Genomic DNA, 23,679 nt, shown 5'->3' on the forward strand with positions numbered 1-23,679 from the left:
TCGAATCCGTCACTTGGGCGGGCTTTCGAGTCTCTGATGCAAGGCCGTCAGGACAGACATGGCGTGATCCGCATACTGGCTGATCCAGCGATCGTGAATGGCTTGAATTGGTAGCGCATTCAAATGGTTCCACCGCTCTCGCCCCTCGCGGTGGGCAAGAATCAGGTTTGCATCCTCCAGGACCCTCAGGTGTTGCATCACGGTGCAGCGGTCGATCTGCGAGAATTGTTCGCAGAGCATGCCGGTCGTCTGGGGCGCGGCCTTCAGGGCGTCCAGCATCTGCCGCCGCAAGCCATTGGCCAGCGCCTTGAAAACGGCGTCGTCGTTCGAATCGATTGACATGTTATATTTTTATAACATATTATCGTGTGACACAATGGCAAGGAGGAAGACATGACCTTGGAATTTCGTGTGAATGGCCGGATCGCCCGTCCTGTCGATCAGGTGTTCGACGCTGTCGTCAATCCGGATCAGCTCAGCCGTTACTTCGTGACGCTTGGCGGTGTCAGCGCACCGCTGGTCGCCGGTACGACCGTGACCTGGTGGGGCGAGGTGCCGGTGCAGGTGGAAACCGTCGAGCCGAATGAGAGAATCGTATTCGGCTGGGACGCCAAGGTGGCCGAGGGCGAAGCTCCCTATCGGACAAAGGTGGAGATGCGTTTCAAGTCTCTCGATGACGGCGCAACGATGGTCACCATTGCTGAAACCGGTTGGCGTGAAAACGAGCAGGGGCAGAAAAGCTCCTACATGAACTGCGAAGGTTGGTCGCAGATGCTCGCCTGCATGAAGGCCTGGCTCGAATATGGCATCAACTTGCGCGAGGGTTACTACGTCAGCGAACTCTCGGGCAAGCCGGCGCTTGAGCCGCAAGCGTAGGAGTTCGTGCGATGTCGACAGAGATCAAGGGCGGGCTCAATATCGCCATGAAGGTTCCAAGCCATCAATACGAGGCCGTGATTGCCTTCTACCGCGACGTTGTCGGGCTTCCGCCTTTCGACGAGAAGACGCCTGCCAAAGGATTCGTCCTTGGACCAAACCGCCTCTGGATAGATGAGACGCCAAACTACAGCCAGGCGGAAATCTGGCTGGAGCTTTTCACCGATGACCATAAGAAGGCGCTCGACCATCTTGCGGCGAACGGAGCCGTGCGCTGCGATGCGATCGAGGATCTCGGCGAAGGCTTTCGCGGCGGCTGGATCATGAACCCAGCGAATATCGTGCACATGGTACGCGAGCCCGACGCCTGGTAGACGTCTGCAGGCAACAGTTTCAAAGTGCTACAGCGTCCTCTGCACGTCTTAAGACGCGTGACGCTGCAATGCGCGGGCATCACATCGAAAGCGGCTGCCCTGCATTGGTGATGGCCGACATTGGCGCTCCGAGCGGCCCGTCCATAGGCGGTTCGGACTGTAGTACGACGACGCGCGTATCCGTCGGCACGCGGCTGTAAAGATCGATGATGTCCGGATTGAAAAGCCGGATGCAGCCGCTCGAAACGGCCTTGCCTATTGACCAAGCCTCGGTGGTGCCGTGGATCCGAAACAGCGTGTCGCGGTTGCCCTGGAAAAGATAGAGCGCGCGCGGACCGAGCGGGTTGCGAATTCCTGGCTCCATGCCGCCGGCGAGCGGCCCATAGCGTTCCGGCTCACGTGCGACCATGTCCGACGTCGGCGTCCAACGCGGCCACTCGGCCTTGCGTCCAACACGCGCCTCGCCCTGAAATTCCAGCCCCGCCTTGCCGACGCCGATCCCATAGCGCAATGCCATGCCACCGTCCTGCACGAGATAGAGGAAGCGATTGTGGGTGTCGACAACGATCGTGCCCGGCGGTTCCGAGGTGGGATAGGCCACCTGCTGGCGCAGAAAGCGAGGCTCGACCTTGCTGATGTCGATAGCAGCAAGCGGGAACCTTTCTTCCGGTTGTGGGCCATACATTGCGAGGTAATAGGAATCCGGTCCTTTCGGCTTGGCATTTTGGCCGCTTGTCGCGCAACCAGCGAGAACGGACGAAACGAGGAGAAAGGCGAAGAGCCGCGCCGCGCTACCGGCGCTGTTCCGGGACACACACATAGTCGATCCTGCTGACTGCAAATTCTTGGACTCGGGAGGCGTTCCAACGACCCGCCCGGCTTGAGCGTCAAAAGTGTCCGAGAAGAGGCAAGAGAAGGGCGGAAGTGTGGCCCCCAACCGGTGTCGCGAAAAAGTGACAGTGGCGGAGAGATCCGTTCTCGTCGGCTCGTCCCAGGCCAAGCATCTGTGCTTGATCCGCTTTCAGAGCCGGGTGTATGCCTGTTTCATGCAATGGAGCGATCAAGCCATCATACTCGGCATCCGGCGGCATGGCGAAAGCTCTGTCATCGCGGAAGTCATGACCGGCACGCATGGACGGCATCTCGGGCTCGTGCGCTCCGGGCGGTCGCGCACAATGCAGCCGGTGCTGCAACCCGGCAACTCCGTCGAGGTGACCTGGCGGGCGAGGCTCGACGAGCATCTCGGCGAGTTTCGCGTGGAGCCACTTCAACTGCGCGCCGCAAGGCTGATGGAAGCGGCGACCTCGGTCTATGGCATCCAGGCCCTCGGCGCGCTGTTGCGGCTACTCCCGGAGCGTGATCCACATCCGCATCTCTATGAGGCACTTGCCGTCATCGTCGACCATCTCCAGGACCCGGCGGACGCCGGGGAACTGTTCGTGCGCTTCGAACTCGCTGTCTTGAACGACCTCGGTTTCGGCCTGGATCTGTCGGAATGTGCCGCGACCGGCGCGCGCCAGGAACTCGTCTATGTCTCCCCCAAATCCGGCCGCGCCGTCAGCCGGGAGGCGGGCGCGCGCTACGCCGAACGCATGCTTGCCCTTCCGGGTTTCCTGTCTCCGGGTGGGCGCCAGGCGGCCGACCACGACAGCCTCGCCGCCGCGTTCCGCCTGACCGCCTATTTTCTCAACCGCCATGTCTATGAGCCGCGCGGCCTCGACGCCTCTTCCGTGCGTGACGCGTTTGTCCACGCGGCGCTGAAGGCATTGAAATCTTCTCCACCGTCTGCCGCCTGATCGACGCCTATTGACAACCTGCGACGACAAAGCTGGACGCCGCGTGTGCGACGCGGCGTCCGTTGTAGGTCAGCCGATGCGGCCGCCACCGCGCTTGGTGATGGCCACCACGGCCGGACGCACCGGCATGTCGTCCTTGAAGTCGGGCCAGCGTGTCGCCGGCGTTTCGTAGGTGGCAAGACCGGCGTCACCCGGGTGCTGCACGGCGAGGAAAAATGTGTCGGATGTCGGATTGAAGCAAGGTCCGCACATTTCTGCGCCGACGGGAACCCGGAAGAACAGCTTGGAGGTTCCGCGTGCTCCGCCTTCGGTGTCGATCGCCCAGACGCCATCGGTGCGGCCGGTTTCCTTTTCGTTGTTGCCGTCCGTCGAAACCCAGAGCCTGCCGTCCGCGTCGATCGTGCAGTTGTCCGGCATGCCGAACCAGCCGTTCTTGGTCGTCGCCGTCGAGAACGACGCACCGACTTCGGCAACGCTCGGATCGCCGCATTTCAAAAGCACGTCCCAACGGCTGGTGAGCGAAGCGAAGTCGCCATCCGTTTCGGTGATTTCGATGATGTGACCGAAGGCGTTCTTGGCGCGGGGATTGGCGCTGTTGATCTCCTCTGCCGTGCGCTTGGTGTTGTTGGTCAGCATCACGTAGACCTTGCCGGTCTTCGGGTTCGGCTGCACGTCCTCCGGGCGGTCCATCTTGGTAGCGCCGAGCGCATCCGACGCAAGCCGCGTGTCGATCAGCACGTCGGCCTGCGACGCGAAACCGTTCTCGGCGGTCAACGGTCCCTCGCCATGAACGAGCGGCATCCAGGTGACGGTGCCGTCTTCGTCGAATTTCGCCACATAGAGCGTGCCTTCGTCGAAGAGGTCCATGTTGGCAGCCCGGTCGTTCGGGTTGTAGGTACCCTTGGTCACGAATTTGTAGACGTAATCGTAGCGCTCGTCGTCGCCGGTATAGAGCACGACGCGCCCGTCCTTGTTGACGATGGATTCGCAGCCTTCGTGCTTGAACCGGCCAAGCGCCGTGCGCTTCTTCGGGACGGAGGTCGGGTCGAGGGCATCCACTTCGACGATCCAGCCGAAGCGATTGGCCTCGGTCGGCTCCTTCGACACATCGAAGCGATCGTAGAATTTCGACCACTCGTACTGTCCGCCCGGTGCTCCAAGACGCTTCAGCTGCTTAAATTCCGGATGGTCATCGGCGAGTTCGCCGCCGAAATAGCCGTTGAAGTTTTCTTCGGCCATCATGTAGGTGCCCCAGGCGGTGACGCCGCCGGCGCAATTATTGACCGTGCCATAGACTTTTTTGCCGGTCGGGTCGGAAGGGGTCTTCACGCGGTCATGACCCGCGACAGGTCCGGAAAGCTGCATTTCGGTGTTGAGCGTGATACGGCGGTTGTATTTGCCGTCGAGCACCGGCTGCCACTTGCCGTCCACCTTGCGGATCTCGATGATCGTGCCGCCATGGGCGGCCATTTCGATGTCGACGAGGTCTTTGGTGTATTCGCCAAGGCTGACCTTTTCCTCTTCGACTTCCTTGCCGTCCTTGGTCACCTTCTCCTTCACGATCGAAGCGAAGGCCGGGAACATCAGTTCCGCGTTGGTGTATTCATGGTTGACGACCAGCAGACCATGATCCGAGCTGTCCTCCAGCGGAATGAAGCCGATATAGTCGTTGTTGTAGCCGAAGAGTTTCTCCTGGGCCGCAGCGGTCTGGCTTTTCGGGTCGAAGTCCGGGCTGTCGGCAAAAACCTTGTCGCCCCAGCGCAGAAGGATATCGGCATCATAGCCGTCGGCGACGTGGTGGTTTTGGTCGACGCCCGCCTCGACTTCGGTGAAGTCGAAACGCGACGCGTCCTCGGCGCGCGCTTCATCGGCCGTCAAAAGCGCGAGCGGGCTGACCGTCGTCGAAATGGCGGCGACGGCCAAAGAGCCGCCGATGAAGGAGCGGCGCGAGAAGCGGCGATTGATGATGTCGCCCATGGTCGGATTGGTGGAACAGTTCTGGCCGATGTCCTCCAGTTCCTCCCTCCGTTCCGTCAGCGTCTTGAATTCGGTTTCTTCCGTTGAGGCGAGATACTTGTCCATTGCCTGGTTCTCCTCTTTGAACGATAGAAGCCGCCGCGCATTCTGCGACGTCCGCCTGCCGCTGTAGCAGCAAGTTCATGACAGTTCCGCGACAGTTCAGTGAAGAGATTGCTGCGCCCTCCCGTCAATGCATTTGGTGCTTGGGCGAAAACCTGTATGGTCGCGAGCAGCCCGCGAAGACTACAGCCAGGGGGAAAGATGCTGGAAGTCATTGCCTTTGTTGCTTTTGCCATGGCGCTTGCCGCTTTTCTCGGTGGCCGAAGGGCCGCGGAGCGGCTGGAGAACGAGATCAACTCGTTGAAGGTCGAGATCGCTCGATTGAACGAGCGGCGGACCGCGGCCGAACCTGCTCCCCCGCAGGCGGCCGACGAAGCGCAGGCTCCGGAAACGACCGCCATTGAAGACGAGGGGAAGGATGGGCCCTGGTCGCGGGCAGCGCGCGAGGGCGCGCGCATGGGCGGGGGCGGGGAGGTGCCGGACCGGGTCGAGACGGCGGGCCAAGCCGAGCAGGTTGCCGCCGCCGCTGCTGTCGCGGAAGCTCCGGCACCTGCAGCAGAAAGCCTTGAAAGTCGAATCGGCGGTCAATGGCCCGTTTGGGTCGGCGGCCTGGCACTGGCGCTCGGCGGCTACTTCCTGGTGCAATATTCGATCGATGCAGGGCTGCTGAGTCCGGCCGTTCGACTGGCGCTTGCGGCGGCTTTCGGTCTCGTGCTTGGGATCGCCGGCGAAGTGATCCGCCGTCATGCGGTGCCGACGATTGCTGACAGGTTCCGTCATGCGATGATCCCGGGAGTGCTGACGGCGGCCGGTACCGTCACGCTGTTCGGTGTCGTCTATGCTGCGCACGGCATTTACGGATTCATCGGCACCGCGACCGCTTTTGTGCTGCTGGCGCTGGTTTCGCTGGTGACGGTCGCTCTGTCGCTGCTGCATGGCCAGGCTCTTGCCGGGCTCGGGCTGCTCGCCTCGCTGCTCACACCCTTGTTTGTATCGAGCACAGAGCCTCGACCCTGGGTGCTGTTCGGCTTCCTCGCGATTGCCTGGCTTGCGACGCTCTGCGCCTCGCGCCTGCGCCGCTGGACGGTTGTCCCCACACTCGCCAATGTCGGGCTTGGCCTCTGGGGGCTCGCCTATGTTGTCGGCGTGACACCCTTCGAGGCGCCGCCGGTCGCTTTTGCACTCCTGGTGATGATCGCGGGCGTCGGATTGATCTGGCCAGGTACCGCTGAGCGAGCGGCCGAAGCAGAGGGCGCGCCGGAGGCGGGGCGTGCGGCCAGCCCATGGGAGAGACTGTTCGCGCCGCCCCATGTGGCAGTCACGGTTTCGGCCGCGATTGCAGCAACGGTTCTCGCGCTCGTCTTCATCAGCCCGGCCGTCACTGCCGCAAACTTGCCGGTCCAGGAGTTTGTCGTGGTAACCGCAGCGTTGGCCTTGGTCGGCGCGCTGAGGGCAACGGCAATCTATCCGGCTCTCTTCGCCGCCTTCGGCGCGATGGCCGGAACGTGGAGCCTGACTGCGCTCAGCAACGTTCTTGCCTATCTCGATCCGTCTCGCGCGCAGCCCGAGATCGTCGTTTCCGGCGGCACGGCGATGCTGACCGCGATGGTGCTGTCGGCTGTCTTCGTCCTGCTCGCTTCCTTCGTGCTCGCCAGGCGGCTCGCGACACAATCGCAGTTTGCCATCCTGTGGGCGGGCATCGGCGCCATCGTGCCAAACGCCCTTTTGACCATGTCCTTTCTCATGACGGGCAAATTCGCGTTCGATCTGCCACACGGGCTCGCAGCCGTCATCGGCGGTTTGTTTCTGCTTGGTCTCGTGGAGTGGTTATACCGCCGAAGCGCCGAAACGAGGGATTTGCATATCGCTGGCGGGCTGTTGGTGGCGGGCTCCTTCGGCCTCTTTGTCCTCGGCCTGCATGCCTGGACGGACGGGCTCGTCACGACTCTTGCGATCGCTCTGCTCGGCGCCGGGTACAGCTTGGCCACGCGCGCTCGCTCCTGGCCCGTTCTGCCCTGGATAACTGTCGGATCTGCCGTTGTGGTTCTGGCGCGGATCGCCTGGGAGCCGACGATCGTCGGTGCCGGCAATCTCTCAAAGACGCCGGTATTCAATGCCCTCCTGCCGGGCTATGGCATTCCGGCGTTGCTGCTGGTGACGTCCGCCTATCTGCTTCGCGCCTCGCCGGCGACGCGTGTGCGCAATCTGCTGCAGGCGCTGGCCAGCCTTTTCGTGCTGCTGACACTGGCCATCCTTGTTCGTCACGCAATGAACGGCGGCGTTCTGGACAGCTCTGTTCCGACGCTTGCGGAGCAGTCCATCTATACGCTGCTCGCAATCGGCGCATCCGGCATCTTCATGACCCTCGACACGAGGTCGCCGAGCCCGGTCTTCCGTTACGGAGGCATGGTGCTGGGCGGGCTTTCGATGCTGTCGGTCCTTTCCGCACACCTTGTCGGTCTCAATCCCTATTTCAGTGGCGAACTGCTCGGTAGGATTCCCTTCTTCGACCTGCTCTTCATCGGCTACCTGCTGCCCGGCATCGCTTACGCCGGCCTCTCCTGGTATGCGCGCGACAAGCGCCCCTGGCCTTATGCGGCTGCGCTTGCCGTCAGCAGTGCCGTCCTCGCCTTTGCCTGGGCGAGCCTCAGCGTTCGCCGTTTCTGGCAAGGGGAGAACATCGCGAACTGGACGGGCTTCGTCCAGGGGGAAACCTACACCTATTCGGTCGTCTGGCTTGTACTCGGCGTGCTGCTCCTGGTCGTTGGCTCACGCTTCAATGCGAAGAGCATTCGCATTGCATCGGCGGTGCTCGTCTTCATCGCCGTGCTCAAGGTCTTCCTTATCGATATGTCGAATTTGGAAGGCTTCCTGCGCGCCCTGTCCTTCATCGGCCTTGGTGGCGTACTGATCGGTATCGGACTCTTCTACCAGAAGATCCTCTCCAACGCGGGGAATGGCGGCCGGACGGGCGGCGCTGGAACCGCGACCGGGGCAGGCGAAAGGACAAGCCGCGCATGACACGCCTTCCGGAACTGGCCGTGGCCTTTGCACCTCATGGCGAGCTTGCGGCGAAGCTATTGCCGCATGCCTTTGCCGATGGCGACGGCTCGCATGATGCCTCTCACCTCATTCGCGTCTGGAAAAACGCCGCGCGCATACAGGCCGAGGAGGGCGGCGACATAGGCATTCTCGCAGCCGCCGTTCTTCTTCATGATTGCGTTTCGGTCGAGAAGGATTCGCCGCAGCGTGCCGAGGCTTCCCGCCTTGCCGCCGAGAAAGCCTGGCAAATCCTCGACGGACTCGGCTGGCGCACGGCGGACATTTCGCCCGTCGCCCATGCAATCCTGACCCACAGCTTTTCCGCCAACTTGGCGCCCGAAACGCTGGAGGCGAAAATCCTGCAAGATGCGGACCGGCTGGACGCAATCGGCATGGTCGGCGCGGCGCGCTGCTTCTATATCGCCGGACGCATGGGCAGCGGGCTCTATGATCCGCTCGACCCGCTGGCCGAGGCCCGGCCGCTCGACGACAAGGCCTTCGCGATCGATCACTTCGAGACAAAGCTCTTTCGTCTCGCCGACGGCTTCAAGACGGCGACAGGGCGGCGGCTGGCGACCGAGCGGCAAGCAAGGCTGCGTGGCGTGCTTGCCATGCTGCTCGATGAAATCTAAATCTTTCAACGGATTGGCGCCGCTCCGTGAATCAGCGTGCGAGCGGCCTGAATCAGTTTCTGAACTCGGGAAGGATCGACATGAAAGTGACCGGCCTTAACATCCACCCGTTGAAGAGCGGCCGCGCAATTCCGCAAAGCGAGGTGACCGTCAATGTCGATGGGCTTGCCGGCGACAGGCGTTTCATGGTGGTCGAACCGGATGGCCACTTCATCACCCAACGCGAGTTGCAGGCGCTGGCACAGGTCGAAGCGGCGCACATCGACGGTGGCGTGCACCTGAAAATGAAAGGCAATGAATTGTCGGTGCGCTTCGATTCGGATCGTCGGCTCGACGTCCGCGTCTGGTCGAGCGATGTCGATGCCGCGGTGGCCGACGATGCTGCCAATGACGTGCTTTCCGGCTGGTTTGGGCGGCCGGTGAAGCTCGTCCACATGGACGAACAGGCGGAGCGCTTCGTGGGCGGCGAATGGGCGGGCGCGGCAGCGCCGGTCGGATTTGCCGATGGCTTTCCGATCCTCATCACGACGACCGGGTCGCTTGCCGACCTGAACCGCTCGCTGATCGAGAAGGGGCAAGAGCCGGTCGGCATGGAGCGTTTCCGCACCAACATCCTGATCGATTGCGATGAATCCTGGGAGGAGGATTGGTGGGAAAGCCTGGAGATCGGGGGCATCACCTTTGATCTCGTCAAACCCTGCGCCCGCTGCATCATGACCACCCAGGACCAGCAGACGGGCGAGCGAATCGGCGGCAATCCGATCCAAGGTCTTGCGGAAAAGCGGATGTCCGCGGACCGGCGCGTGGCGGGTGTTCTCTTCGGTTGGAACGCGGTGCCGCGAGGCGAGGGCACCGTCAAGCTCGGCGACGAGGCCAGGGTCATTCGCCGGCGCGGCGAGCGCTGGCCGATGAAGATGCGCAACACCAATTGAACTGTGTCATGCCCCCCAAATGGCGGCTTTGCCGACATGCGCCATCAATTCCTGTGATCACATCGTCAAATTAATTGGCTTTCCTCAATTTGAGCGTCGCCATAGCATGCGCCCTCATCAATTTGGGCTGCCATAGCCATGGCCCCTCATCGATCGGAGCCCCACGATGTCCGCTGTTTCTGCCACCGCACCCCGCGTTTCCGAGCGCAGCAGCCTGCCGTGGCTGATCATCGTCGCCGGTTCCGTGATCGCGATGCTCACCTTCGGTCCGCGCTCTGCCATGGGTTTCTTTCAGTTGCCGATGGTTGCCGACATGGGGTGGGATCGAACGACGTTCGGCCTTGCTATGGCGCTTCAGAACCTCTGCTGGGGTCTTGGCCAGCCGTTCTTCGGCGCGATAGCCGATAAATTCGGCACCTGGCGCGTGCTGGCGCTGTCCGGTCTTCTCTATGCGGCGGGTCTCGTCATCATGGCCTTTGCCAATGCTCCGATCTGGCTGCATGTCGGCGGCGGCGTAATTGTCGGTCTCGGTGTCGCGTCAGGCTCCTTCGGCATCGTGCTTTCCGCTTTCGCACGCAATGTCGCGCCGGAGCAGCGCTCTCTCGCTTTCGGCATCGGCACGGCCGCCGGCTCCGCCGGCATGTTCCTGTTCGCGCCGCTCAGCCAAGGGCTTATTTCCGCCTACGGATGGTCCGACAGCCTTGTCTATCTCGGCGTACTGATGCTGCTTGTCCCCCTCGTCGCAATCCCCCTGCGCGGCAATGCCTCCTCGGGCCGCCAGTCGGAAACGCTGTACAAGCAGACGGTCGGCGAGGCTCTGAGGGAAGCAATGGGGCACAGAAGCTATCTGTTGCTGGTTTCGGGTTTCTTCGTCTGCGGCTATCAGGTCGCCTTCATCACTGCCCATTTCCCCGCCTATATTGGCGACATCGGCATAGATGCCCGTTACGCGGTGATTGCGCTTGCGCTGATTGGCTTCTTCAACATCATCGGGTCGTTCTCGGCCGGCATTATCGGGCAGCGTTATTCGAAGCCCTATTTCCTGGCGCTGATCTATCTTGCCCGCTCGGTTGCTGTCGCAGCCTTCCTGCTGCTGCCGCAGTCGCCGACCTCGGTCATCATCTTCGCCGTCGTCATGGGCCTCTTGTGGCTGTCGACCGTGCCTCCGACCAATGGCTTGGTGGCAATCATGTTCGGAACGAGGCATCTCGGCCTGCTCGGCGGCATCGTCTTCCTTTCCCACCAGATTGGTTCCTTCCTCGGCGTGTGGATGGGCGGCTATCTCTACGACCACTTCGGTTCCTATGATCCGGTCTGGTGGCTGGGCGTCGCGCTCGGCGTCTTTGCGGCCATCGTCCACTGGCCGATCGAGGAGAGGGGCGTCGCAAGACCGGCGATGGCCTGACCGGCGACAATACCGATGCGTCCGAATGGGCGCATCCTTCTTGAAATCTGTCACAAAACTTTCTAAATCAGTCGCCGCGGCTTCGCCGCTTTTGTTTTGACCTATTTATGCTCAAGATGAGCATAAATAGAAACCGCCAGGGACGGCGGGAGAGGAGAGCCCGATGACCAGACTTGACCTTCGCGCGGATGCGGCGCCAGCCCCGGCATTCGTCAGCGCGGCCGCGCGCTTCGGCGTCATGGAAAAGCCGGACCTCGCCTACACGCCGGCGATCGCCCGCGAAACTGCGCATCTCTACGAAAAGGTCAAGGATTTCATCCCGGCCATCGAGTGGGCCGCCTACGCGCCCTATGTTCACGCGATCAATCGGCTGAAGAAGGAGCGCAACGCCGTCATTCTCGCGCACAATTACCAGACGCCCGATATTTTCCATTGCGTCGCGGATATCGTCGGGGATTCGCTGCAGCTCGCTCGCGACGCCACCAAGGTCGACGCCGAAATCATCGTCCAGTGCGGCGTACACTTCATGGCGGAGACCTCGAAGCTCCTCAATCCAGAAAAGACGGTGCTGATCCCCGATGCCAAGGCGGGCTGCTCGCTGTCCGAATCGATCACCGGCGCGGATGTGCGCCTGCTCAAGGAACGTTATCCCGGCGTGCCGGTCGTCACCTACGTCAACACCTCGGCCGACGTGAAGGCGGAGACCGACATCTGCTGCACTTCGTCCAACGTGCTGGCGGTCATTGAGAGCCTGGAATCGGACACCGTCCTCTGCATTCCCGACGAATATCTCGCGATGAACGTCGCGCGGCAGACGAACAAGAAGATCCTCACCTGGAAGGGCCATTGCGAGGTCCATGAGCGCTTCACCGCCGCGGAACTCCTCGCCTACAAGGAGGCCAATCCGGGCATCGAGATCATCGGCCATCCGGAATGCCACCCCGATGTCATCGCCGTCTGCGATTTTGCCGGCTCTACGTCGGGCATGATCAACTACGTCAAGGACAATCGGCCGCAAAAGGTGCTGCTTGTCACCGAATGCTCCATGGCTTCCAATATCCAGGCGGAAGTTCAGGGCGTCGATTTCGTCAAACCGTGCAATCTCTGTCCGCACATGAAGCGCATAACGCTGCCGAAGATCCTCGACAGCTTGCTTAACATGACGGAGGAGGTTCTTGTCGATCCGGCGATCGCCGGCCGCGCCCGCCTTGCGGTCGAGCGCATGGTGAACCTCAAGCAATAGTCGATGTCCGGGCCTATGGCCCGGCACCATGCATGCGGCTGGAGGAGTACCGAGCCATGCTGAAAGACCATTTTCGCCCGCAATCCTTCAACGGCATCGATGACATCGTCATCGTCGGCGGCGGCCTTGCCGGGCTCTTCTGCGCGCTGAAGCTGGCGCCGCGTCCCGTGACCATCCTTGCCGCTGCCCCGATCGGGCACGGCGCCTCGTCTGCCTGGGCGCAAGGCGGAATCGCGGCTGCGATGAGCCCCGGCGACACGTTCGAAAAGCACGTTGCCGATACGGTCACCGCCGGCGCTGGCATCGTCGACGAGAAAATGACACGGATGATGGTCGCCGAGGGACCGGCGCGCATTCACGACCTGCTCGATTACGGCGTGCCCTTCGACCGCGATCTTGAAGGCAAACTGCTGCTTTCGCGCGAGGCGGCGCATTCCGAACGGCGCATCGTTCGCGTCAGGGGCGATATGGCCGGCAAGGCGATCATGGAAGCGTTGATCGCAGCCGTGCGCAGGACTCCGTCTATTCGCGTCATCGAAGGCTACGTGGTCGAGGAACTGGTGCGCGAAGGGCGCTTCATCTCCGGCGTCATCGCAAGGCCGGATGCCGGTCAATCGAAGGTCCGCGTTTCGTTCCCGGCGCGCGCCGTCGTTCTCTGCTCCGGCGGCATCGGACATCTCTACGCCGTCACCACCAATCCTTGGGAGGCTTGCGGCCAGGGTGTCGGCATGGCTGCACGGGCAGGCGCCATCATCGCCGATCCGGAGTTCGTCCAATTCCACCCGACCGCGATCAATATCGGCAAGGACCCGGCGCCTTTGGCGACGGAGGCGCTGCGCGGTGACGGTGCCGTGCTTGTCAATTCCGCAGGTCACCGTTTCATGCTCGATATTCATCCCGACGGCGAGCTCGCGCCGCGGGACATCGTCTCGCGCGGTGTCTTCGCCGAAGTGCAGGCCGGGCGTGGCGCCTTCCTCGATTGCACCAAGGCCGTCGGCAAACATTTCCCGGAGATGTTCCCGACCGTTTATGCCTCCTGCCTTGCGGCTGGCATCGATCCGGTGACGCAACCGATCCCGGTCGTCCCGGCCGTTCACTATCACATGGGCGGCGTGCTGACCGACGGGCAGGGCCGCACCTCGATCGATGGTCTCTGGGCAGCCGGCGAGGTGACCTCGACCGGTGTTCACGGCGCCAATCGCCTTGCTTCGAACTCGCTGCTGGAGGCCGTTGTCTTCGCCGCGCGTATCGCGGAAAGCATCAAGGGTACCTTGCCGGCGCCGAAGCTCAGCGAGTGGGGCGACAATGCTGGCGAGAACGATGATCCGGTGACGGTCGAGGACAGCCCGCCGTTCAAGATCCTGCGCAGCCTGATGAGCGAGTGCGTCGGCGTTATTCGCACGCGCGAGAGCCTGACGCGGGCGATGCGCGAGATTGCGGCGCTGGAGCGCGCCAACAACCGCCTGCGCTTCGCGAACATCATAACCACCGCCAAGCTTATTGCCGTCGCAGCTCTTCAGCGAACGGAAAGCCGCGGCGGTCATTTCCGCGCCGACTGCCCGTCCGAGCGTCCCGAATGGCGGCGGCGCACGTACCTGACGCTGGCGCAGGCCGAACGCCTCGCCGCGGAAGTGGCCGAAACCGAGCCGGCGTGATGCCGGCCCGGTATCTGCGATCGTTAGATGACATCCCTGCAGGAGCCAAGCCCATGACTGCCGCGCTACGCCCGGAACTGCCCGCCCTCATGGTCGAAGACCAGGTGAGGACCGCCCTCCTGGAGGATCTTGGCCGTGCCGGCGATATCACGACGCTGTCGACGATTGGTCCGGATATGACGGCATCGGCGACCCTGCGCGTTCGCGATGCGGGCGTCATCGCCGGGCTTGAATTGGCGCGGGTGGCGTTTCGGCTGGTCGATCCGTCGATCCGCTTCGAACCCCTCGCAGCGGACGGTGATCGCGTCGCACCCGGTACCGACATTGCCCGGATTTCGGGCCGCGCAAGGGGTCTGCTGTCCGCGGAGCGTGTCGCTCTCAATTTCCTCATGCATCTCTCCGGGATCGCCACCTATACGGCGAAATTCGCCGATGAGATCGCGCATACGACCGCCAAGGTCTGCTGCACGCGCAAGACCATCCCCGGCCTGCGCGCCCTGGAGAAATACGCTGTTCGTCTCGGCGGGGGCTCAAACCATCGCTATGGCCTCGACGACGCGGTACTGATCAAGGACAATCACATTGCGGTTTCCGGCGGTGTCGCCGGCGCCATTCGTGCCGCAAGCACCTATTGCGGCCATCTCGTCAAGGTAGAGGTCGAGGTCGACGGGCTAGCGCAGATGCGCGAGGCGCTGACTGCTGCACCGGACGTCATCCTGCTCGACAATATGGGACCGGAGTTGCTGCGCGAGGCCGTTACGGTCAATGCCGAGCATTGGCGCCTGAGCCCGGCTGACTATGCCGCCGATCCGCGCCGCACGCGGCTCGAAGCGTCGGGCAACGTCAAGCTCGACACGATCCGGGCGCTCGCCGAGACAGGCGTCGATTACGTCTCCACGTCGAAGATCACCATGGCGGCACCCACGCTCGATATCGGCCTCGACGTGACGATCTAGGTTCGCCGCGAGCAGCGTTCTCGAAATCACCGCACACAACTCTTCCGCGCTCGCGTGGAACGACATCACCATTTGCGCGTTGGTTCTTCTTTCCCGCGAGAGAGGAAGGATTTGGCGATGATCAGAATATTAGCTGTAGTTGCGCTGGCTATAGGCGCGGCAGCCACTGCGCCTGCGATCGCGTCTGCGCAAGAGTCATCGCAGACCGCCGTCGCAAATTTCATCGGCAAGGACGGCAAGGAGACGGGGCGGGCCACGTTGACCGCGGCCGGCAAGGGAGTCCTGATTGAAATGGAGGTCACCGACCTGCCAAAGAACACCTGGGTTGCCTTCCATGTTCACGAAGTCGGAAGCTGCGATCCGGCGGGCGGCTATGAGTCGGCGGGCAAGCATTTTGCGGGTGAAGATGCGAATGCCGAACACGGGTTCCTGGCGCAAAAGGGTCCGCATGCGGGCGATATGCCGAACCAATATGTCGGGGCCGACGGGACGCTCCGCGCGCAGGTGTTCAACAGCTTCGTCTCTCTCGACGACAAGGGCACCGCCATTCGTGGCCGAGCCTTGATGATCCATGCGCGTTCCGATGACAACCGCAGCCAGCCGGCGGGTGACGCCGGTGACCGACTGGCCTGTGCCATCATCAAGTGACTATCGTCCGCCGACTTTCAAGCCGGGGGCAGGCCGCTCATCGAGAATCTGGCGGCGGAAGCGGAAGAGCGCGGCTGGTCTGCCGCCGGTGGAGGCAAGCGTTCCACCGGTCGGCTCTACGAGCTCTGCCCCCTCGACCAGGCGCCGGAAGTTCTGCTTGTGCAAGTGACGGCCGGAGATCGCTTCGACGGTTGCCTGCAGATCGGTCAGCGTGAACTCCGGCGGCATCAGTTCGAAGACCACGGGCCGGTATTTGATCTTGCCGCGCAATCTGGCGACGGCCGTCGCGACGATGCGACGGTGGTCGTGGCGCATCGCCAGGCCGATGGCAGGATTGTCGAGATCGCGGCAATGCCCATCGATCACTGCCTCGCGGACAAGGCCGGCCTCGTAAAGCAACTCATAGCGTTCGAGCACGCGCTCCTCGTCCCAGGGAAAATCGTCAAGTCCGAAGGCGAGCCTAATGCGGGAGCGACGTTGCGCGGCGGAAGTCGATCGTTCGTCATATGGCGGACTGTTTTCCCAGCGGGTGAGCGCCGGCAGGATGGCCTGATCGAGAAGGGCGGGACGCCCCCGCCGCCAATCCTCCCAAGGCAGATAACCGTACCAGTCACGCCAATGGGCGCCGGCCTCGGCCAAGCGCTCATTGTTCTCCGCATCTGTGCGCGTCAGCGCCAGGTAACCGACGGAGACCATGTGCTTGCCTTCCTCGCCGGGCAGCCGGTGGCGGCCACGGTCGCCGAAGGTGTAGAGCTGTTCGATATATCCAAGCCTGAGAGCGATGCGTTTTTCGACGCGGTCACGCAGCCCCGTCTCGAAGGTGCGGTGACGCGCCGGATCAAACGGGCCGAAGGGCAGGCTGTCGCGCGCGTCGCCATCCGCTTCGCTGACGGCGAGGATATGCGGGCTGCGGTTCACGACAGCGACGATTGCCGCATTGAGGCCGATCTCGACCGTGATTGCAGGCATGTCAGTCGGCATGCCACGCGCTCTCCGCTCGGGTGGTGAGCATAAAGGGCGCATTGCCGTCGGCGTCGGCGCCGCGGCCGATGGACCGCACGGCATCAACGAGCCTACCCTTTCGCGACAGCGTCTCGTCGCCGATCTCCACCAGTCGTGGGTTTGGCGTAGCGTATGGCGAGACGCGGCGCAGGCGTGCGACGAGCGCGGCGTCGTCCTGGTCGGGCTCCACCGCCAGCGCCGCAATCAACGCCGCTGCCGGCGAACGGGAAACGCCCATCCAGCAATGGATGAGGAGCGGGCGGGTACGGTCCCAGTTGCAGGCAAAATCAATAATTTGCCGGACATGTTCCTCTTGCGGCGCGATCAGGTCGCCCGTTCCCGCGAAGTTGATGTCGTTGACACCGATCGTCAGGTGTTTCGCTCGGTCGATAACAGCGGGGCGATGAAAATCCTGCCCCTTGGCAAGCAGGCTCACCATTTCGCGGCAACCGTGGCGAACGGCCAATTCCGCGATGCGCGCAAGCGGCGAGACGACAATGCCGGTCATTCAGGCTTCCGCCTTTGCCATGGTCCGCTCCCCTTCGAGCGTATTGAACCGTTCGGCGAACAGCCGCTGCGCCTCGACCGCCGGCAGCGGATCGATCAGCAGGCTCTCCCGCGTAATGCCGCGCGGTTGGCCGAAGAACTTGCGAGCCTCTTCCGCCGAAAAACCGGCAAGCTCGGTCGCCTCGAAATAGGCAGCGATGCGATCAGCCTTCTTGATCCGCTCCTTGAGTTCCTTGGGCGTATGAGGTGGCAAGCCGAAGCGCAGGTGCACGGCGCCTTCGAGCCGCTTTTCCACAGTCTTGTAACCACCGCCGACGACGGCCTTGAACGGCGAGATCATGTCGCCGATGACATATTCGGGGGCGTCGTGAAGGAGCGCCATCAGGCATTCGTCCGCATTGCAGCGGTTGGTCCGACGGAAGATATCCTCGACGATCAGGCTATGCTGGGCGACGGAAAAAGCGTGATCCCCCGAAGTCTGGCCGTTCCAGCGCGCCACGCGGGCAAGGCCGTGGGCGATGTCGGAAAGCTCGACGTCGAGCGGCGAGGGGTCGAGCAGATCGAGCCTCCGGCCGGAAAGCATACGCTGCCAGGCTCGCGCATTGATCATGCGCTTGCCTCATCGGCCTCGGTCGGGAACGAAAGGCCGGTCCAGCCGGGCAAGGTCAATGTCACGGGCACGTCGCCTGCAAGAATGGCATCTCCATTCGTAATCGCTTCGCCGGCCTTGTCGATGCGAACGATGGCAAGGCCGGCCTTGTGCCGTACGGTGCCGAGGGAGCCGATCGATCGGCCGTCGACGGTAATGCTGGCACCGGTCGGCGGCAGCGGTGCTTCACCGGCCACGATCACGACACGGCGGCGTGCCGCGGCGCGATGCTGCATGCGGGAAACGACCTCCTGACCGACATAGCAGCCCTTCCGGAAGGAGAGGCCACCATTGAGGTCCATCAGGACATCGTGCGGAAAGGCATCCTGCAGGGCGAAATCGACGCCCGAAACGGCAATGCCACTCGCGATTCTCAGCGCCTCGAGATCCCCAGCGGTCGCGTCCGCGCCTTCCATTTCGCGATAGAGACGGAAAACGGAAAGACCGGCCTTTTCAAATCGATGGTCGCGATAACTCCCGGCCGGCGGTTCTTCTTCTCCGAAGACGACCGTAACCGGCGCCGGTGACCGCAGCGACAGATCGACGGCAGAGCGCAATTTGTACATGGTCAGCCGTTTCAGCAGTGGCTCGGCCTGGTCGCTCGTTGTCTCCAGTCTCAGCGCCTCGCCGTCGCGGGAGATGAGAAAATCGAACAGGATCTTGCCCTGAGGCGTCAGCAGGGCACCGGGTCGTACTCCATCGGAGCCGAGCGCACCAATGTCCGTGGTAATCAGGCTCTGCAGAAGATCCTCGGCGTCCTTGCCGGAAACGCTGACGATCGCGCGATCATCGAGGCAAACCTTTGGCATCGTTCGAATCCCGTTCTCTTTGTCGAAGAGGTAGGATGTTCGCCGGCCATCGGCAAGCGTGCCGCCGAAGCGGAGCGAGGAAAAGTGCTTCGGTCCGGCTCGGGTCCACTCAATCGCCGGCGATGAAAAATTTCCACCGGCCGTCGGGTGTGATGCCGACGCGGTAGAAGTTATAGCTGCCGAACTCTTCCATTTCCGCGAAGTCGCCGGCAGTGACGAGCCGGAATAGATCCACCTTTTCGGGCGCAGTCAGCGAAGACAATGGCTTCTCGGCAAAGTAGGGCCAGACATAGGCCTCCTCCGGCGTGCCTTTGTCCGCGAGGACAAAGCCGGTCGATAGAACGTCCAGAAGAATCGCCAGGATTTCGACGCCGTCCTGGTCGCCGGAAAGGCCCTTGAGCGTTGTGACGGGGTCCTCGTCGCTGCTGACCCCTGTCACCTGTGTTTGGGTCGGTCCCTTGCCGAGCAGCGGTCGCAATCTTTCGATATCGCCCGAGGCGGCGGCTTCGACGATCAGTTCACGCATGCGCGCAACGGGAGCCGGAATCTTGGAGACATCCGTGAGCACGTCGACCGGCTCGACGACTTGCGGGGCCCCGATTTCGTCATCCTTGGCCGCGGCATTGTCGATCAACGGGTCAGGCATCGGAATTTCCAGAGGCGCCTGCTGCTCTGGCTCGACCTGTTCAGGCTGGTCGGCGGGCGCCGCATTCTGATCGCTGGCAATCGGGCCAGGAACGCCTTGAAGTTCGCTGAGCGCGAATGTGGGAGCAGCCATTATCGGCGTGCATGCGGCTACGCCGGCCAACAGCAGCGTAACAAGGCGAACCGAGGAAACCCGGTTTGCAAGGTTCCGTCTCATTGAGGCAGTCCCGATATTATTGGCCCGATATTATTGGATTGTCCGTTGCGGCGAGAATTCTCCGGCCAGCATTCGCTCGCGAAGCGAATTCAGCATCGCTTCGGCGCCCTCTTCGCCATGGAGACGGATGGTTTCCCGCATGGCCAGCGCGATCGCGGCATCGGCGATGATCTCCGGCTCGATCCCGTCCGCCATGCCATCCGCCCAGGCTTCGTTCTGATGTTCGAGGGCCGCCTGCATTTTCTCGTGGACGATCATGTCGTCGATGTCGGTCAGGCTTGGTTCCATCATTCGTTCCATGCGACTTCCAATACGTGCACTTGGCTCAATCTAACGACGTTCCGCTGAACCGCAACTGAACGGGGCGGATAGGCGGGTCACTTCTTACCACTCTCTTAACAAACTTAGCAGCCTTTTCCCGAAACGACACGGGGTCCCGAAAAAAGAGGTTAATTTCTTGCTAATTTCCAAAGCGGGCGACGATTTCTGACGCAAGTGTTGCACCTTCGGCACGGTACCGCTGCTCGGCGAGCGTGGCTGGCTCGGTACAAGTCGTATAGACGGACGCGAAGGTTCGGTACCCACGGTTGAAGGCGGCGGTCAGACGCTCGCGCCGCTTTGGTTCGTCGCCCGCCTCCTTGTCGATCAATTCCTGTGTCGAACGCCGCCACGTGTCTTCCTCGGCCTTGAGGCAGAGATTGCGCAGATAGTGGACCGATCCGAGAATTTCGGCGAGGCGAACCAGTCGCTGGTCATAGGGCGTCGCGTTTTCCCCGGTCACCGGAGGCGTCGCCTTGTCCGGTTGGGGCGTTTCTTCCTGCTGAGCGGCAGCGCCCACGGCGAAAACGAGAAGGGCGCCGGTCAAGGCAAGTCGAAGAATGGGCGGGGCGCTGGTCATGATCCCATCAAATCCGAATCGGCGTCGGTTTTATGGCAGACGTCGCTTGCAGGGAGCCTTGGCCGGAGTCCGGACAACTTTTCCACGCATTGGCGAACGCTCTCGGGAATCGGTAATTCGAAGATTTCCTCAGGTGTAAACCAGCCAACGCCTGCGGCGTCATCATTCGCGATCGCGACGGAGTCGTCATCCGCGTGGACCGTGAAAACCGAAAGCAGGAAATGCCGGCCCTCCGATTCCTTTCCCGGCAGATCGTAGGTTTCGAAGAGCACCGGGTCGTGGCCGCTGATACCGGTTTCCTCGGCGAGTTCGCGCAGCGCAGTCTCTGCCGGCGTTTCGCCCGGCTCAGCCCGGCCGCCGGGAAAGGCGTACATGTCGGCCGAGGGCGGGTTGGCACGCCGGACGAGGAGATAGCGCCCATCCCGTTCGAGGATGGCGGAGGAGGCGAGTTCGGGCCGCTTTTGCATCGCAGAATCAAAATGGCGTTGGATCGTTGACCCATCCTACGTGAAGTGCCACATCGATGTCATGTGCGGACGTTTTGCGCTGACTGCGAAGCCGGAAGAACTGATGGAACTGTTTGGGCTGCTGGAGGCGGAAGACTTCCCGGCGCGCTACAACATCGCGCCAACGCAGCCGATCATCGTGGTCGTCGCCTCGGATCGGGCGAAGCCGGGCAGCAACCTGCCGGATCGCAAGGCCCTGCTTGTCCGCTGGGGCTTCATGCCCGGCTGGGTGAAGGATCCACGCAAGTTCCCGTTGCTCATCAACGCCCGCTCAGAATCGGCGATGGGAAAAGCCGCCTTCCGCGCGGCCATGCGGCATCGCCGCATTCTGGTGCCGGCTTCCGGCTTCTACGAGTGGCACCGCCCGGCGAAAGGCGGCGGCGAGGCCTCCCAGGCCTACTGGGTCCGCCCGAAGAGGGGCGGCATCGTCGCCTTTGCCGGCCTCATGGAGACGTGGTCTTCCGCAGATGGCTCGGAGGTCGATACGGCTGCGATCCTCACCACCGGTTCAAACAAGGTGATTCGGCGTATCCATGATCGCATGCCGGTCGTGATCCAGCCGGAAGATTTTGCCCGCTGGCTGGATTGCCGGACCCAGGAACCGCGCGAAGTCGCCGATCTCATGACGCCAGCCCCTGACGACTATTTCGAGGCGATCCCCGTATCAGACAAGGTCAACAAGGTCGCCAATACAGGGCCCGAGGTCCAGGACGAAGCCGTTCCCGTCAAGTCGCCGGAAACGGCAGGCCGGACCCGCGACCGGAACGAAGATGACGCGCAGATGTCGCTGTTCTAGCGAACCCCCCGCGCCGGCGGGATCTAGGCGGTGCGCTTGACGAGCTTGCCTGCCGGCTTGACCTTGACCTGTAGCGCGGCGGCGAGCACCGCCTTGAGGCCAAGCGGCCGATACAGCGTTACCAGATCGGCGACGGGCGGTTTCGTTTCGGTTGTCTTGGCGGCCTTCACTTTGCACTCTCTCCTTGATGCAGTCCCTTACCGGAAACACTCCGTTTTCCCGTTATGCGGGTAAACGAAGCTCCCCCTTGTTCCTCCGGAAACAGGCATCCGATGCAGGGGCCAATCTGCAATCACGAATCTCCTTCCCGTTGCGGCGATCCAGATAAGCCAAATGATGACAAAACCATGGCCGCCATCATTGGATGATGATGGTCGTTGCTTGCCTGTGGTTGACCTCTTGACCGGCGTGATGCGAAGCGCGATAAGTGTCGCCATGAAAACGGTTATCTGCATTATTTGCCGGAAGATTATTTGCTAGCGATCCGCTGGCCTGGCCGTTTTCGTCTCCCGAAATCCAAGATGACAAACGTGCGGGCCGCCCGGACGCTATATGTTCCGACGGTTGCATGCAGGCTTGGAGATTTGGGATGGGCGCAATGCCGACTTTGAAGCTGTACAACACACTGACGCGGGAGAAGGCCGATTTCCGGCCCATCGACCCGGAGAGCGTCCGTATGTATGTCTGCGGCCCCACGGTTTACGACTATGCCCATATCGGCAACGCGCGTCCGAACATCGTCTTCGATGTTCTTTTTCGGCTGCTGCGCCATGTCTACGGCCAGAAGCATGTGACCTATGTCCGCAACATCACCGATGTTGACGACAAGATCAACGCGCGGGCGCTGCGCGATTATCCGGGGCTGCCGCTGAACGAGGCGATCCGTCGCGTGACCGAGAAAACCGAGACGCAGTTTCTCGAGGATGTCGCGACGCTCGGCTGCCTTGACCCGGACGTCCAGCCGCGGGCGACCGAAAATATCGCTCAGATGGTCGAAATCATCGAGAAGCTGATCGCGAAGGGACATGCCTACCAAGCCGCCGGGGAAGTGCTGTTCGACACGAAATCGATGGCCGACTACGGCCAGCTTTCGAGGCGTAACCTTGACGAACAGCAGGCCGGAGCCCGCATCGCTGTCGATGCTCACAAGAAAAATCCTGGCGACTTTGTGCTCTGGAAACTTTCCGAGGCCGACGAGCCTGGCTGGGAGAGCCCCTGGGGACGCGGTCGCCCGGGCTGGCACATCGAATGCTCGGCGATGAGCGGACGTTATCTCGGCGAGGTGTTCGACATTCACGGAGGCGGGCTGGATCTGATCTTCCCGCATCATGAAAACGAAATCGCCCAGTCGCGTTGCGCCCATGGTACCGAGGTGATGGCGAACGTGTGGATGCACAATGGCTTCCTGCAGGTCGAGGGCCGCAAGATGTCGAAGTCCGAGGGCAATTTCGTCACGATCTACGAACTGCTCCATACCGAGAAGTTCGGTGGCCGCAAATGGCCGGGCGAGGTGTTGCGGCTCGCGATGCTGATGACGCACTATCGCGAGCCGATCGACTTCTCCATCAAGCGCCTGGAGGAGGCCGAACACCTGCTGTCCAAATGGCCCGTCCCCGCAGAGGCAGTCGGCGAACCGGATCCTGCGATCGTCGCGGCGCTTGCGGACGACCTCAACACCGTCGCCGCGGTCCAGGCATTGCATGCGCTTGCTCAGAAGGCGTCAGTCGATTCGCGTCAGGCGGGCGTTTTCGCCGCAAGTGCAGCTCTGCTTGGCGTTGTGCCAAAGGAAATCGAGCTCGACGAGGCGGTCGTGCATGAGATCGACGAGCGCATCCGTGCCCGTCTCGAACTGATCAAGGCGAAGAACTTCGCTGAAGCGGACAGTATTCGCGACGATCTTCAGGCACGGGGCATTCAACTCAAGGACGGCAAGGACCCGGAAACCGGTGAACGGGTGACGACCTGGGAGGTCAAGCGGTCGCAGGCGTGACGTGGCCGGCAGTAGGCCACCA

25 protein-coding genes are annotated in these 23,679 nt (G+C 62.3%); 13 read left to right on the forward strand and 12 right to left on the reverse strand.

Features of this window, described 5'->3' with window-relative positions; all coding sequences use genetic code 11:
* Positions 1-9: 9 nt before the first annotated feature.
* Positions 10-342, reverse strand: coding sequence for an ArsR/SmtB family transcription factor (locus FKV68_RS05805; protein ID WP_180940568.1), 333 nt, complete (start codon positions 340-342; stop codon positions 10-12).
* A gap of 51 nt (positions 343-393) precedes the next feature.
* Here FKV68_RS05805 and FKV68_RS05810 point away from each other — a divergent pair, with 51 nt between their 5' ends.
* Together FKV68_RS05810 and FKV68_RS05815 are read left to right on the forward strand one after the other, a co-directional pair.
* Positions 394-876: an SRPBCC domain-containing protein gene (locus FKV68_RS05810; protein WP_180940569.1), complete on the forward strand. Its 483-nt coding sequence runs from the start codon at positions 394-396 to the stop codon at positions 874-876.
* Positions 877-887: 11 nt separating this feature from the next.
* Positions 888-1,250, forward strand: coding sequence for a VOC family protein (locus FKV68_RS05815; protein WP_180940570.1), 363 nt, complete (start codon positions 888-890; stop codon positions 1,248-1,250).
* A 79-nt stretch (positions 1,251-1,329) separates the two neighbouring features.
* Here FKV68_RS05815 and FKV68_RS05820 read toward each other — a convergent pair whose 3' ends face one another.
* Entirely contained in the window at positions 1,330-2,070 is a 741-nt protein-coding gene (locus tag FKV68_RS05820; protein ID WP_180940571.1) for a L,D-transpeptidase, read from the reverse strand.
* A 226-nt stretch (positions 2,071-2,296) separates the two neighbouring features.
* Here FKV68_RS05820 and recO point away from each other — a divergent pair, with 226 nt between their 5' ends.
* The gene (recO, locus tag FKV68_RS05825; protein ID WP_180941419.1) at positions 2,297-3,046 is read left to right on the forward strand and encodes a DNA repair protein RecO; all 750 of its coding nucleotides are present in this window, start codon (positions 2,297-2,299) and stop codon (positions 3,044-3,046) included.
* Positions 3,047-3,115: 69 nt separating this feature from the next.
* Here the strand turns inward: recO and FKV68_RS05830 are convergent, their stop codons facing one another.
* Positions 3,116-5,128 carry a PhoX family protein gene (locus tag FKV68_RS05830; RefSeq protein WP_180940572.1) on the reverse strand — a complete coding sequence of 671 codons (2,013 nt, stop codon included), beginning with the start codon at positions 5,126-5,128 and terminating at the stop codon, positions 3,116-3,118.
* Positions 5,129-5,326: 198 nt separating this feature from the next.
* Between FKV68_RS05830 and FKV68_RS05835 the strand changes: the two genes are divergently transcribed.
* The 8 genes from FKV68_RS05835 (at position 5,327) to FKV68_RS05870 (ending at position 15,638) form a co-directional block, all read left to right on the forward strand.
* Entirely contained in the window at positions 5,327-8,146 is a 2,820-nt protein-coding gene (locus FKV68_RS05835) for a DUF2339 domain-containing protein (protein ID WP_180940573.1), read from the forward strand.
* Positions 8,143-8,799 (forward strand): HD domain-containing protein, encoded by a 657-nt coding sequence (locus FKV68_RS05840; RefSeq protein WP_180940574.1) that lies wholly within the window; start codon positions 8,143-8,145, stop codon positions 8,797-8,799. Before FKV68_RS05835 ends, FKV68_RS05840 begins: the two co-directional genes overlap by 4 nt.
* A gap of 80 nt (positions 8,800-8,879) precedes the next feature.
* Positions 8,880-9,731, forward strand: coding sequence for an MOSC domain-containing protein (locus tag FKV68_RS05845; RefSeq protein WP_180940575.1), 852 nt, complete (start codon positions 8,880-8,882; stop codon positions 9,729-9,731).
* Between the two features lie 166 nt (positions 9,732-9,897).
* Entirely contained in the window at positions 9,898-11,136 is a 1,239-nt protein-coding gene (locus FKV68_RS05850) for an MFS transporter (RefSeq protein ID WP_180940576.1), read from the forward strand.
* Positions 11,137-11,299: 163 nt separating this feature from the next.
* Positions 11,300-12,379 (forward strand): quinolinate synthase NadA, encoded by a 1,080-nt coding sequence (gene nadA / locus FKV68_RS05855; RefSeq protein WP_180940577.1) that lies wholly within the window; start codon positions 11,300-11,302, stop codon positions 12,377-12,379.
* Between the two features lie 56 nt (positions 12,380-12,435).
* Positions 12,436-14,034, forward strand: a complete 1,599-nt coding sequence (locus FKV68_RS05860; RefSeq protein WP_180940578.1) for an L-aspartate oxidase — start codon at positions 12,436-12,438, stop codon at positions 14,032-14,034.
* Positions 14,035-14,087: 53 nt separating this feature from the next.
* Positions 14,088-14,990: a carboxylating nicotinate-nucleotide diphosphorylase gene (gene nadC, locus FKV68_RS05865; RefSeq protein WP_180940579.1), complete on the forward strand. Its 903-nt coding sequence runs from the start codon at positions 14,088-14,090 to the stop codon at positions 14,988-14,990.
* A 117-nt stretch (positions 14,991-15,107) separates the two neighbouring features.
* The gene (locus tag FKV68_RS05870) at positions 15,108-15,638 is read left to right on the forward strand and encodes a superoxide dismutase family protein (protein ID WP_180941420.1); all 531 of its coding nucleotides are present in this window, start codon (positions 15,108-15,110) and stop codon (positions 15,636-15,638) included.
* Here the strand turns inward: FKV68_RS05870 and FKV68_RS05875 are convergent, their stop codons facing one another.
* The 8 genes from FKV68_RS05875 to FKV68_RS05910 all read right to left on the reverse strand — a co-directional run bounded on the left by FKV68_RS05875 (position 15,639) and on the right by FKV68_RS05910 (position 20,832).
* Entirely contained in the window at positions 15,639-16,619 is a 981-nt protein-coding gene (locus FKV68_RS05875) for an NUDIX hydrolase (protein ID WP_180940580.1), read from the reverse strand. It abuts the gene before it with no gap.
* Entirely contained in the window at positions 16,609-17,148 is a 540-nt protein-coding gene (locus FKV68_RS05880; RefSeq protein ID WP_180940581.1) for a tyrosine phosphatase family protein, read from the reverse strand. Before FKV68_RS05880 ends, FKV68_RS05875 begins: the two co-directional genes overlap by 11 nt.
* On the reverse strand, positions 17,149-17,757 hold the full coding sequence (locus tag FKV68_RS05885) for a YfbR-like 5'-deoxynucleotidase (protein ID WP_180940582.1): 609 nt from the start codon (positions 17,755-17,757) through the stop codon (positions 17,149-17,151).
* Positions 17,754-18,605: a CAF17-like 4Fe-4S cluster assembly/insertion protein YgfZ gene (gene ygfZ, locus FKV68_RS05890; RefSeq protein WP_180940583.1), complete on the reverse strand. Its 852-nt coding sequence runs from the start codon at positions 18,603-18,605 to the stop codon at positions 17,754-17,756. Before ygfZ ends, FKV68_RS05885 begins: the two co-directional genes overlap by 4 nt.
* Before the next feature lie 109 nt (positions 18,606-18,714).
* A complete protein-coding gene (locus FKV68_RS05895) occupies positions 18,715-19,467 on the reverse strand; it encodes a hypothetical protein (protein ID WP_180940584.1) in 753 nt (250 codons plus the stop codon).
* Positions 19,468-19,497: 30 nt separating this feature from the next.
* Positions 19,498-19,767, reverse strand: a complete 270-nt coding sequence (locus tag FKV68_RS05900; protein WP_085939040.1) for a hypothetical protein — start codon at positions 19,765-19,767, stop codon at positions 19,498-19,500.
* A gap of 160 nt (positions 19,768-19,927) precedes the next feature.
* Entirely contained in the window at positions 19,928-20,365 is a 438-nt protein-coding gene (locus tag FKV68_RS05905) for a TIGR02301 family protein (RefSeq protein ID WP_180940585.1), read from the reverse strand.
* Positions 20,362-20,832: an NUDIX hydrolase gene (locus FKV68_RS05910; protein WP_180940586.1), complete on the reverse strand. Its 471-nt coding sequence runs from the start codon at positions 20,830-20,832 to the stop codon at positions 20,362-20,364. The genes FKV68_RS05905 and FKV68_RS05910 overlap by 4 nt, the downstream gene beginning before the upstream one ends.
* Before the next feature lie 61 nt (positions 20,833-20,893).
* Here FKV68_RS05910 and FKV68_RS05915 point away from each other — a divergent pair, with 61 nt between their 5' ends.
* Positions 20,894-21,667, forward strand: coding sequence for an SOS response-associated peptidase (locus FKV68_RS05915; protein ID WP_180940587.1), 774 nt, complete (start codon positions 20,894-20,896; stop codon positions 21,665-21,667).
* Between the two features lie 23 nt (positions 21,668-21,690).
* On the opposite strand, the gene FKV68_RS05920 is transcribed toward FKV68_RS05915, so the two are convergent.
* Positions 21,691-21,837, reverse strand: a complete 147-nt coding sequence (locus FKV68_RS05920; RefSeq protein ID WP_180940588.1) for a hypothetical protein — start codon at positions 21,835-21,837, stop codon at positions 21,691-21,693.
* Positions 21,838-22,256: 419 nt separating this feature from the next.
* Here FKV68_RS05920 and cysS point away from each other — a divergent pair, with 419 nt between their 5' ends.
* Positions 22,257-23,657, forward strand: coding sequence for a cysteine--tRNA ligase (gene cysS / locus FKV68_RS05925; RefSeq protein WP_180940589.1), 1,401 nt, complete (start codon positions 22,257-22,259; stop codon positions 23,655-23,657).
* Positions 23,658-23,679 lie beyond the last annotated feature (22 nt).

The organism is Sinorhizobium mexicanum (genome assembly GCF_013488225.1).
Taxonomy (GTDB): domain Bacteria; phylum Pseudomonadota; class Alphaproteobacteria; order Rhizobiales; family Rhizobiaceae; genus Sinorhizobium; species Sinorhizobium mexicanum.

Coding starts and splice junctions, on each gene's coding strand:
- FKV68_RS05805 (WP_180940568.1), bottom strand. CDS start 342: ATGTCAATCGATTCGAACGACGACGCCGTTTTCAAGGCGCTGGCCAAT.
- FKV68_RS05810 (WP_180940569.1), top strand. CDS start 394: ATGACCTTGGAATTTCGTGTGAATGGCCGGATCGCCCGTCCTGTCGAT.
- FKV68_RS05815 (WP_180940570.1), top strand. CDS start 888: ATGTCGACAGAGATCAAGGGCGGGCTCAATATCGCCATGAAGGTTCCA.
- FKV68_RS05820 (WP_180940571.1), bottom strand. CDS start 2,070: ATGTGTGTGTCCCGGAACAGCGCCGGTAGCGCGGCGCGGCTCTTCGCC.
- recO (WP_180941419.1), top strand. CDS start 2,297: ATGCAATGGAGCGATCAAGCCATCATACTCGGCATCCGGCGGCATGGC.
- FKV68_RS05830 (WP_180940572.1), bottom strand. CDS start 5,128: ATGGACAAGTATCTCGCCTCAACGGAAGAAACCGAATTCAAGACGCTG.
- FKV68_RS05835 (WP_180940573.1), top strand. CDS start 5,327: ATGCTGGAAGTCATTGCCTTTGTTGCTTTTGCCATGGCGCTTGCCGCT.
- FKV68_RS05840 (WP_180940574.1), top strand. CDS start 8,143: ATGACACGCCTTCCGGAACTGGCCGTGGCCTTTGCACCTCATGGCGAG.
- FKV68_RS05845 (WP_180940575.1), top strand. CDS start 8,880: ATGAAAGTGACCGGCCTTAACATCCACCCGTTGAAGAGCGGCCGCGCA.
- FKV68_RS05850 (WP_180940576.1), top strand. CDS start 9,898: ATGTCCGCTGTTTCTGCCACCGCACCCCGCGTTTCCGAGCGCAGCAGC.
- nadA (WP_180940577.1), top strand. CDS start 11,300: ATGACCAGACTTGACCTTCGCGCGGATGCGGCGCCAGCCCCGGCATTC.
- FKV68_RS05860 (WP_180940578.1), top strand. CDS start 12,436: ATGCTGAAAGACCATTTTCGCCCGCAATCCTTCAACGGCATCGATGAC.
- nadC (WP_180940579.1), top strand. CDS start 14,088: ATGACTGCCGCGCTACGCCCGGAACTGCCCGCCCTCATGGTCGAAGAC.
- FKV68_RS05870 (WP_180941420.1), top strand. CDS start 15,108: ATGATCAGAATATTAGCTGTAGTTGCGCTGGCTATAGGCGCGGCAGCC.
- FKV68_RS05875 (WP_180940580.1), bottom strand. CDS start 16,619: ATGCCGACTGACATGCCTGCAATCACGGTCGAGATCGGCCTCAATGCG.
- FKV68_RS05880 (WP_180940581.1), bottom strand. CDS start 17,148: ATGACCGGCATTGTCGTCTCGCCGCTTGCGCGCATCGCGGAATTGGCC.
- FKV68_RS05885 (WP_180940582.1), bottom strand. CDS start 17,757: ATGATCAATGCGCGAGCCTGGCAGCGTATGCTTTCCGGCCGGAGGCTC.
- ygfZ (WP_180940583.1), bottom strand. CDS start 18,605: ATGCCAAAGGTTTGCCTCGATGATCGCGCGATCGTCAGCGTTTCCGGC.
- FKV68_RS05895 (WP_180940584.1), bottom strand. CDS start 19,467: ATGAGACGGAACCTTGCAAACCGGGTTTCCTCGGTTCGCCTTGTTACG.
- FKV68_RS05900 (WP_085939040.1), bottom strand. CDS start 19,767: ATGGAACGAATGATGGAACCAAGCCTGACCGACATCGACGACATGATC.
- FKV68_RS05905 (WP_180940585.1), bottom strand. CDS start 20,365: ATGACCAGCGCCCCGCCCATTCTTCGACTTGCCTTGACCGGCGCCCTT.
- FKV68_RS05910 (WP_180940586.1), bottom strand. CDS start 20,832: ATGCAAAAGCGGCCCGAACTCGCCTCCTCCGCCATCCTCGAACGGGAT.
- FKV68_RS05915 (WP_180940587.1), top strand. CDS start 20,894: ATGTGCGGACGTTTTGCGCTGACTGCGAAGCCGGAAGAACTGATGGAA.
- cysS (WP_180940589.1), top strand. CDS start 22,257: ATGGGCGCAATGCCGACTTTGAAGCTGTACAACACACTGACGCGGGAG.